The sequence below is a fragment of the Streptomyces sp. SID14478 genome, assembly GCF_010548525.1.
Lineage (GTDB): Bacteria > Actinomycetota > Actinomycetes > Streptomycetales > Streptomycetaceae > Streptomyces.
This window is the reverse complement of sequence record NZ_JAAGMG010000002.1, coordinates 18,216-27,255: the sequence shown is the minus strand read 5'-3', so window position 1 is coordinate 27,255 and position 9,040 is coordinate 18,216. Positions and strand designations below refer to the sequence as shown.

The 9,040-nt window shown below is 71.8% G+C and carries 8 protein-coding genes and 1 pseudogene; all 9 read left to right on the top strand.

Translation table 11 applies throughout. The annotated features are described in order from the left end of the window. A pseudogene (locus G3I40_RS00265) lies at positions 1 to 228 on the top strand (hypothetical protein); the annotation flags it as partial. Between the two features lie 430 nt (positions 229 to 658). Next, a complete protein-coding gene (locus tag G3I40_RS00260; RefSeq protein ID WP_164300106.1) occupies positions 659 to 2,224 on the top strand; it encodes an ABC transporter substrate-binding protein in 1,566 nt (521 codons plus the stop codon). Further along, positions 2,221 to 3,210, top strand: coding sequence for an ABC transporter permease (locus G3I40_RS00255; RefSeq protein WP_343244778.1), 990 nt, complete (start codon positions 2,221 to 2,223; stop codon positions 3,208 to 3,210). Before G3I40_RS00260 ends, G3I40_RS00255 begins: the two co-directional genes overlap by 4 nt. Positions 3,211 to 3,213: 3 nt before the next feature. Beyond that, the gene (locus tag G3I40_RS00250) at positions 3,214 to 4,104 is read left to right on the top strand and encodes an ABC transporter permease (RefSeq protein ID WP_164300105.1); all 891 of its coding nucleotides are present in this window, start codon (positions 3,214 to 3,216) and stop codon (positions 4,102 to 4,104) included. Next, positions 4,101 to 4,982 carry an ABC transporter ATP-binding protein gene (locus tag G3I40_RS00245; protein WP_164300104.1) on the top strand — a complete coding sequence of 294 codons (882 nt, stop codon included), beginning with the start codon at positions 4,101 to 4,103 and terminating at the stop codon, positions 4,980 to 4,982. The genes G3I40_RS00250 and G3I40_RS00245 overlap by 4 nt, the downstream gene beginning before the upstream one ends. Then, a complete protein-coding gene (locus G3I40_RS00240) occupies positions 4,979 to 5,809 on the top strand; it encodes an ABC transporter ATP-binding protein (protein ID WP_164300103.1) in 831 nt (276 codons plus the stop codon). Before G3I40_RS00245 ends, G3I40_RS00240 begins: the two co-directional genes overlap by 4 nt. A gap of 48 nt (positions 5,810 to 5,857) precedes the next feature. Beyond that, complete coding sequence (locus G3I40_RS00235) at positions 5,858 to 7,195, top strand: NtaA/DmoA family FMN-dependent monooxygenase (RefSeq protein ID WP_164300102.1); 1,338 nt, start codon at positions 5,858 to 5,860, stop codon at positions 7,193 to 7,195. Then, the gene (locus tag G3I40_RS00230; protein WP_164300101.1) at positions 7,192 to 8,226 is read left to right on the top strand and encodes an LLM class flavin-dependent oxidoreductase; all 1,035 of its coding nucleotides are present in this window, start codon (positions 7,192 to 7,194) and stop codon (positions 8,224 to 8,226) included. Before G3I40_RS00235 ends, G3I40_RS00230 begins: the two co-directional genes overlap by 4 nt. Continuing rightward, positions 8,223 to 8,993 carry an alpha/beta hydrolase gene (locus G3I40_RS00225; RefSeq protein WP_164300100.1) on the top strand — a complete coding sequence of 257 codons (771 nt, stop codon included), beginning with the start codon at positions 8,223 to 8,225 and terminating at the stop codon, positions 8,991 to 8,993. The genes G3I40_RS00230 and G3I40_RS00225 overlap by 4 nt, the downstream gene beginning before the upstream one ends. The last annotated feature ends 47 nt before the right edge of the window (positions 8,994 to 9,040 follow it).

Sequence of the window (9,040 nt, the reverse complement as noted above, 5' to 3'; positions counted from 1 at the left end):
GAGCTGTGCCCCGGCCTCCTGTCGGCGGCCCCGCCGGCGCTGCCCGCGGCGCAGGCGCTGCGGCACTACCGGAGCCTGACCGAGCCCGAGCGGCACGTGTTGACGACCGGCCCGTGGCCGCCGCCGGACGCGGTGCGCGTGGACACCGCCGGCGGCCCGCTGTGGCTGCACGCCGAGGAGGCACGGGCCCGCTCCGCGAGCGTGCGGGACGCATCCACCGCTCCTTGACGGTCCTTTGACCAGCGCAGAAAGTAAGTCCGCCGAATGAGACACCAATTGGTGTCCATTGACATGCGCGGACGACCGGCCCCAGGATGTGGGACATGCTCACGACGCACTCCGGTGTGGTGTGCCGCTACGTGGATCTGCGGCGCACCTGTAGCGCCCTCTGTCGCTGACCGACCGATTCCACGGCCTCCGCGCCGCCCCGCGCCCCGTTCGGCCGAGCGCGTTCCGTTCTCCGCGCCGCCTCCTCTCGTGCTCCGCATCCCGGTACGCCCCGTGACCGGCTGACGTCCCTGCCCCGGCTCCGTCGTGCCCGAAATCACCGTGCACGCACGCTGGTTGAGGCACGGGTCCAGGCCGGGCCGCGGGGTGCCACCTCTCGCCCCGTCTCCGCCGCCCCGGGTGGAAGCAGGGCCCTCGACGAAAGAAACCCATGCCCGGACGCCTCACGCCCCGACGCCCCGCAGATGACCGTCGACCCGCAGCCCGGCTGCGTACCGCAGGCCTCGTGACCGGCCTGGCCGCTCTCCTCGTCCCGGCTCTCAGCGCCTGCGGCGGTGCGGCCGCCTCCGCGAGCGGAGACCCGACCCTCAAGTGGACCTCCTCGTACTTCCCCACCCACTGGGACCCGGTCGTCGGCGGCAGCGGCGCCCAGTTCCGCGAACTCTCCCTGGTCTACGCGTCGTTGACGCGCACGGACGAGAAGGGCGACGCCGTCCCCGACCTCGCCAAGAGCTGGGAGTACAACGGCAAGGGAGACGAGATCACCTTCCACCTGCGGTCCGGTCTGAAGTTCAGCGACGGGGAGCCGGTCACCGGCGCCGCCGTGAAGGCCGCCGTCGACCGGGCCAAGAAGCAGAAGAACTCGGCCCTCTTCGGCGACCTCACCTCCGTCGAGTCCGTGGACGCCCGGGGCCTGGACGCCGTCGTCCACCTCAGCCAAGTCGACTACCAGATACCGCAGTTGTTCGGTCAGCGCGTCCTGCAGATCGCCAGCCCCAAGGCGGCCAGGTCCCCGGCGAAACTCGACCAGAACCCGGTCGGCGCCGGCCCCTTCACCGTCACCCAGCTGGTCCCGGGCACCAAGGCCGTCCTGAAGAAGAACCCGGCTTACTGGGACGCCGACAACATCCACATCGACCACGTCGAACTGACCTCGGCCCCCGACTCCTCCACCGTCATCTCCGGCCTGCAGACCGGCGTCTACAACTTCGCCGACATCGAACCCAGCCAGGCCTCCGCCGCCAAGAAGGCCGGCCTCGACGTCTTCGTGCAGCCCGGCTTCAACGCCTCCAACATCAGTCTGAACATCAACAAGAAGCCGTTCGACAACGACAAGGTCGTCGACGCCGTCCGCTACGCGGTCGACCGCCAGGAGTTCGTCGACAAGCTGACGTTCGGCTACGGCGAGACCACCGACCAGCCGTTCCCCAAGGGCTACGTCGCCTACGACCCGAAGTCCGCGGACACCTACCCCTACGACCCCGCCAAGGCGAAGAAACTGCTGACCGAGGCGGGTTACAAGGCGGGCGACCTCAAGCTGCGCCTCGTCATTCCGGCCGAGGACCCGCAGGCCGAGATCGTCCAGTCACAGCTGGCCAAGGTCGGCATCACCGTCACCATCAAGATCGACAAGAACTGGGCCACACCGTTCTTCGCCAAGGACCTGACCTTCTCGCTGTACAGCACCACGGGACGCGACTCGGCCGCGCAGACGCTCACCGCCCACTTCGGCCCCGACGGCCCGCTCAACCTCAGCTCGCCCTACGAGCCCGAAGGCTTCGAGGCCGCGATCGCCAAGGTCCGCAGGACACCGCTCGACTCGCCCCAGTACGCGAAGGTGCTGCAGGCCGCGACCCGGGCGGGACTGGAGAGCAAGGCCCTCGTCTTCACGTACTCCCAGCCCAACCTCATCGCGAAGAGCAAGGCGATCTCCGGCCTGCCGAAGAACCCGGCCCACATCGACTGGACCGGCGTGACCATCGGCGGTGCCGAGTGAGCGCCCCACGCTCCCGGACGCGGCGTGCCGCGCTCCGGGTGCTCGCCGCCCTCGGCCGGTCCGTGGCCCTCTTCGTCCCCGTGTTCCTGGTCGCGACCTTCGTGACGTTCGCGCTGCGCTCGCTGAGCGGACTCAGCCCGGCACGCATCCAGCTGGGGGAGGAGGCGACCCCCGCGGCGGTCGCGCGGGTCGAGGCCGAATGGGGACTGGACCGGCCCTTCCTCGTCCAGTACGGGGACTGGTTCAGCGGGGTCCTGCACGGCGACCTCGGCACCAGCTGGACCAACGGCTCCGAGATCTCCACCCTCATCGGCGTCGGCCTCGGCGTCAGCCTGTCCGTCGCGACGCTCGCCCTTCTGATCGGGGTGGTCGTCGGGTTCGGCCTCGGCACCCTCGCGGCGCTGCGCCGCACCACCTGGATCGACCGGGCCGTCACCGGGTTCGTCACCGTCATCTCCGTGATGCCCGCGTTCGTCGTCGGCATCGTCCTGGTCACCGTGTTCGCCGTCGGACTGCACCTGTTCCCGTCGGCCGGCTACGTCCCGGCCGCCCAGGGCCTCGGCCCGTGGCTCGCGCACATCACCCTCCCGGCGCTCGCCCTGAGTTTCGACGTCATCGCCGACGTCGCCCGCCAACTGCGCACCAGTCTCATCGGCGCCTACAGCGAGAACTACGTGACCGGGGCCGTGGTGCGCGGGCTGAGCCCCCGGCGGATCTTCTTCGGCCACGTCCTGCGCAACGGCCTCGGCCCGACCCTCGCCACGCTCGGCCTGAAGTTCCCCGCCCTGGTCGGCGCCTCCGTCATCACCGAGTGGATCTTCGGGCTGCAGGGCTTCGGGCGGTTCGCCAACGACGCCGCCCAGGCCGGTGACGTACCCGCCGTCCAAGGCGTCCTCGTCGTGTCGATCGTCCTGGTCGTCACCTTCAACCTGCTCGTCAACCTGGTCCTGGCCCGCATGACGCCGGCCTCCCAGAGGGGGGTGTGACCCGTGCTGCGCCGCATCCTCGGGCTCCCGTCCGGACGGATCGCCGTCGTCATCCTCACCGTGGTCGCGCTGCTCGCGCTCCTCGGCCCGCTGTTCGCCCCGCAGGACCCCCTCGCGACCAGCGCGCACACCCTGGCCGACGCCTCGTCCGCCCACTGGCTCGGCACGGACTATCTGGGCCGCGACACGTTCAGCCGCCTCCTCGACGGCTCCCGCGTCAGCGTCCTCGGCTCCCTCGAAGTCGCCCTGACCGCACTGGTCGTGGGCTCCGTCCCCGGCATCCTGTCGGTCTACCTCGGGCGCGCCTTCGAATGGCTCACGCTGCGGCTGACCGACACCCTGGTCGCCCTGCCGTTCCTGCTGTTCGCCGTCGCCGTGATCGCGCTCCTCGGCAACGGCATCACCCAGGCGATGCTCGTCACCGGTGTCCTGGTCTCCCCGCTGTTCTACCGGGTGGCCCGCGCCGCGACCCTCACCGTGGCACGCTCCCCGTACGTCGAGGCCGCCCTGGTCTCCGGGGCCTCCGTCGGCTGGATCGTGCGCCGCCACGTGTGGGCGAAGGTGCTGCCGCCGCTCGGGGTCGCCCTCGCGCAGACCATCGGCGTCGGCTTCGTGATCGTCTCCAGCCTCACGTTCCTCGGCATCGGCGTCCAGCCGCCCGCGCCGACGTGGGGCGGGCTGCTCGCCTCCGACCTCGCCTACCTCAGCCACCAGCCGTGGGCGCCCGTCGCCCCCGCCCTCCTGATCATGGTGACCGTCTGGGCCGCCAACCTGCTCGCCGACGCCCTGCGCGACGTCTCCGGCGAAGCGGGCCGCGCCCTGGTCAACCGGCGCAAGGCCCGCGCCCACCGCATCGACAAGGCCGACCCCGCCCCCGCCGGAGGTGCCCGATGACCCCGTCCACCCAGAAGACGCTGCCACAACGCACCAGCCCGCCACGGGAGGTGACGCCGCCCGCCGCACCCGTGCTGGCCCTGCGCGACGTACGCATCAGCGACCTGGCCGGCGACCGCGAGATCGTCCACGGCGTGAGCTTCGAGCTGACCCCCGGCAAGACCGTCGGCATCGTCGGCGAGTCCGGCAGCGGGAAGACCCTCACCTGCCGCGCCGCACTGGGCATCCTGCCCCCGCACTTCGAGGTCGGCGCCGGCTCCATCGAGATCGCCGGCACCGACATCACGACCCTGACGCCGGCCCGCTGGACCGAGCTGCGCGGCACCACGATCAGCGCCGTCTTCCAGGACCCGGCCTCCTACCTCAACCCCTCGATCCGGGTGGGCGCCCAGCTCGCCGAGGTGCTCCGCGTCAAGAAGGGGCTCGGACGCCGCGAGGCCCGCGAGCGCTCCGTCGAGCTGTTGCGGGCGGTCCAGCTGCGCGAGCCCGAACTCGTCCACGGCCAGTACCCGCACGAACTCTCCGGCGGCATGCTGCAGCGGGTCCTGATCGCCGCGGCGATCGCCGCACAGCCGCGGATCCTCATCGCCGACGAGGCCACCACCGCGCTCGACGTCACCGTGCAGGCGGAGATCCTCGACCTGCTCGCCGACCTGCGCGAGAGCACCGGGCTCGCGCTCGTGGTCGTCTCCCACGACCTCGCCGTCGTCGCCCAGCTGTGCGACGAGGTCCTCGTCATGCGCCACGGAGAGGTCGTCGAACAAGGACCGACCCGGGCGGTCCTGCGCGACCCGCGGCACGACTACACGCGCCTGCTCATCGCCGAGCACGAGAGTTACGGCCTGGACAGGTTCCGCGCCGCGAAGGAGGACGCGTGAGCGCCGCCGGCCCGATCCTGGAGATCACCGCCCTCGACGTGCACTACGGGCCGCGCCGCCGACGCCGCCAGGCCCTGCGCGGCGTCTCGCTGAGCATCGCACCGGGCGAGACCGTGGGCCTCATCGGTGAGACCGGCTCCGGCAAGTCCACGCTCGCCCGCACCGTCCTCGGCCTCGTCCCCGCGACGGCGGGTTCGCTCGTCATCGGGGGAGCGGACGTCACCTCCTACCGCCGCCGCCAATGGCGCGACCTGCGCCGCAGCGGCACCGTCCAGTACGTCTTCCAGGACCCCCTGCGCAGCCTCGACCCGGACCTCACGATCGAGGAGTCACTGAGCGAACCCCTGCTCGTACAGGGCGTGCCACGCGATGCGGCGGCCACCCGCGTGCGCACCTATCTCGACCGCGTCCGGCTCACCGAGGACCTGCTCGGCCGACTGCCGGGAGAACTCTCCGGCGGCCAGCGCCAACGCGTCGCCGTGGCACGGGCATTGGTCACCGAACCCCGCGTCGTCATCCTCGACGAACCGGTCAGCGCCCTCGACTCCGCCAACCGCGTCCAGGTCCTGGAGATCCTCAAGGACCTGCGCTCCGAAGGCGTCGCCCTCCTGCTCATCTCCCACGACCTCGGCTCCGTCGCCGGGGTCGCCGACCGCATCGCCGTGCTCTACCGGGGCGAACTCGTCGAGGTGGGCGCGGCCCGCGACCTCGTCGATCAGCCGCGGCACCCGTACACGCGCCTCCTGCTCGGCTCCGCTCCGACCCTGCACGGACCTCCGGTCGACAGGGCCGAACGCGCCGCCCTGCGCGCCCTGTTGCACGCGTAGGCCCGCGCCCGCACCTCGCACTCCGCGCCCTCACAGACAGGAACAGCCATGTCCCGAAAGAAGATCCACCTCGCGCTGCACCCGTACGGCGTCGGCGGCCCCGGCCAGCACGGCCTGTGGAAGGACCCGCGCGTCGCCAAGAACGCCAGCATCGACATCAACTACTACATACGCCAGGCCCAGGCAGCCGAACACGCACTGTTCGACGCCTTGTTCATCGTCGACAGCCAGTTCATCAACGCCACCTACCCCGCGCACTACCTCAACCGCCTCGAACCCCTGACCCTGCTGTCGGCCGTCGCCACCCACACCCGGCACGTCGGCCTCGTCGGCACGGCGAGCTCCACCTACAACTCGCCGTTCAACCTCGCCCGCCGGTTCGCCTCCCTCGACCACATCAGCGGGGGCCGCGCCGGCTGGAACGTCGTCACCAGCTTCGACACCGGCACCTCCAGGAACTACGGCCTCGACGAGCACCTCGACTACGCCACCCGGTACGGCCGGGCGCTGGAGTTCGTCCAGGTCGCCCAGGGCCTGTGGGACTCGTACGAGGACGACGCCTTCCCCGCCGACGTCGCGCGCAACGTCTTCCTGGACCCGGCCGCACTGCACGAACTGAACCACGTCGGCGAGCACTTCAAGGTAGCCGGACCGCTCAACCTCTCGCGTTCTCCGCAGGGCCAGCCGGTGATCTTCCAGGCCGGCGTCTCCGAGGAGGGCCGCGACCTCGCCGCACGGGTCGCCGAGGGCATCTACGCGCCCGGCGGACCGCTCCAGCAGGCGCAGGAGTACTACGCCGACATCAAACGGCGCACCGCCGCCCACGGCCGCAACCCCGACCACATCAAGATCTTCATCCACGGCGGACCGGTCGTCGCCGCCACCGACGAGGCCGCCCGCCGCCGCGAGCGGGAGATCTTCGAGGAGGACAACGACTTCGACCGCCACCTCGCGCTCCTCGGCCGGTCCTTCGGCGCGTACGACTTCAGCGTCCACGACCTCGACGCGCCCTTCCCCGACGTCGCGCACCTCGCCGAGAAGGGCGGCCGCACCGGAGCGGCGAAGATCATCGCGCGGGCGACGGAGCAACAGCTGACCCTGCGTCAAGTAGCCCAGTCGCTCGCCGAGTTCCGTCGCTCGCCGTTCGTCGGCGCACCGGAGACGGTCGCCGACCGGATCGAGGAGTGGTTCGACGCCGGCACCTTCGACGGCATCAACCTGGCGTTCCGCACCGAGGAGGAGCTGGAGTTCTTCGTCGACGGCGTCGTCCCGATCCTGCAGAAGCGCGACCTGTTCCGCACCGAGTACGAGGCCGACACCCTGCGCGGCAACCTCGGCCTGCCGATCCCGGCCAACCGGCACGCCTTTCCGGCGGTCGTGTCGTGACCGCTCCCGCGCCGCGCTTCCGGCTCGGCTTCCTCACCCACGTCCAGGTCCGCGGCGGCGACCCGAAAGGCGCGTACCGCAACGCGCAGGAACTCTTCGTCGCCGCCGACGCGCTGGGGTTCGACATCGGCTGGGTAGCCCAGCACCACGAGCCGGGCGGCGGCGGAGGCCTGTCCGCCCCCTGGCCCTTCCTCGCCCACGCCGCCGCCCGCACCACCCGCATCCGGCTCGGCACCGCCGTCACGGTCCTGCCACTGGAGGACCCCCTCCGGCTCGCCGAGGACATCGCCGTCGTCGACACGCTCAGCGGCGGACGCGTCGAGGTCGGTGTCGGCAGCGGTTCCAGCGACCTGGAGTACGCCGCCTTCGGCAAGGACGTGACGCGCAAGCGCCAGCTCACCACCGAGAACCTGGAGGTGCTGCGCCGGGCGCTGGCCGGTGACGAGGTCGGCGCGGACGGCTTCCGCGTCCAGCCCGCGCCCGACGACTTCACCGACCGCATCTGGCAGGGCGTCTTCGGCGAAGCCGGTGCCCGGCACGCCGCGGCCGGCGGCGCGAACCTCCTCCTGAACCGGGCGGCCTACGGCCACGACGCGCCCACGGACGGCGTGCAACGCCCCTGGGCGGACGCGTACCTCGCGGCCTGGGACCGGCCGCGCCGCCCACGGATCGGCCTGTCCAGGTTCGTGTTCCCGGCGAAGGACCGGCGCACGGCACTGCGTCACATCGGCGACGACGTGCACCGCGCCGCCCTGCGCATGGCACGCAGCGGAGCCTTCCCCGAGGGACTGGACGAGGCGGAGGCGCTGCGCCGCTTCCACTGCTTCTACGGGCATCCCGACGACATCGTCGCCGCACTCGCGCAGGAGCGCGTCCTGCCCGTCGCCACGGACCTGATCGCCCAGTTCAACCCCGCCCTGCCCGACCTCGACGCCTCCCTGCGGGCACTGGAACTCCTCGCCACCGACATCGCGCCCGCCCTGGGCTGGCGGCCCGCCCCCGCACCTGAACCCGCAGGAGTACTCGCATGAGCGACCAGTACGCCGACCACTTCGCCCCCGAGGGTCTGCGCACCCGGGCCACCGTGGTCGTGGTCCCGGGCAGGGGCGAGACCCGCGCCACGTACGACCGGCTCGGCAAGCGGCTCGCCGCCGACGCCTATCGGGTCCGGGTCGTCGAGGCGACGGACCTCGACGAGGACCGACCCGACGCGTCTTCGGGGCAGCTCCGCGCGCGCCTCGCCGCCGCGGTCGAGGGCGCGGCCACCGACGGCGACCCGGTGCGCCCAGTGGTGCTGGTGGGGTCCGACACGGGCGCCGTAGCGCTCGCGGCCCTGTTCGCCCGCCCGACCGAGGACCACCGACTGCGCCCGGACGCCGTCGTCCTCGCCGGGCTCCCCGGCAGCGGGGCCGCTCAAAGCGCCTCCTGGGACGACGAGTTGGACATCAGAACGGCGTGCCCCGTGCACCGTGGTGCCCTCACCGACGACCCGCAGGTCCGGCGCGGAGCCCTCAACACCTCTGTTCCGCCCCACCTGTTGGAAGCGGCCCTCGACACCTCGTCGGACATCCCGCACCTCCTCCTCGTCGGCGACCGGGACCCCCTCGCCGACCACGACGCCCTCGCCCGGCTGGCGAAGTCCCTGACCAGTGCCCGCCTCACCGTCGTGCACGGCGCCCGGCACGACGTCCTCAACGACCAGCAGCACCGCGCGGTGGCAGCGGAGATCGTCACGTTCCTGGAGGCGCTGCGCGGGGACCTGACCCCACCGGTCACGGTGCGGTCCAGTTCCTGGTGAACCCCACCGCACACCCGGCAGTACCGCACCATCCGCACCATCGACCC

Excerpts from the sequence above, each read along its gene's own strand:
- G3I40_RS00245 (WP_164300104.1), top strand. The coding sequence starts at position 4,101 with ATGACCCCGTCCACCCAGAAGACGCTGCCACAACGCACCAGCCCGCCA.
- G3I40_RS00235 (WP_164300102.1), top strand. The coding sequence starts at position 5,858 with ATGTCCCGAAAGAAGATCCACCTCGCGCTGCACCCGTACGGCGTCGGC.
- G3I40_RS00225 (WP_164300100.1), top strand. The coding sequence starts at position 8,223 with ATGAGCGACCAGTACGCCGACCACTTCGCCCCCGAGGGTCTGCGCACC.
- G3I40_RS00260 (WP_164300106.1), top strand. The coding sequence starts at position 659 with ATGCCCGGACGCCTCACGCCCCGACGCCCCGCAGATGACCGTCGACCC.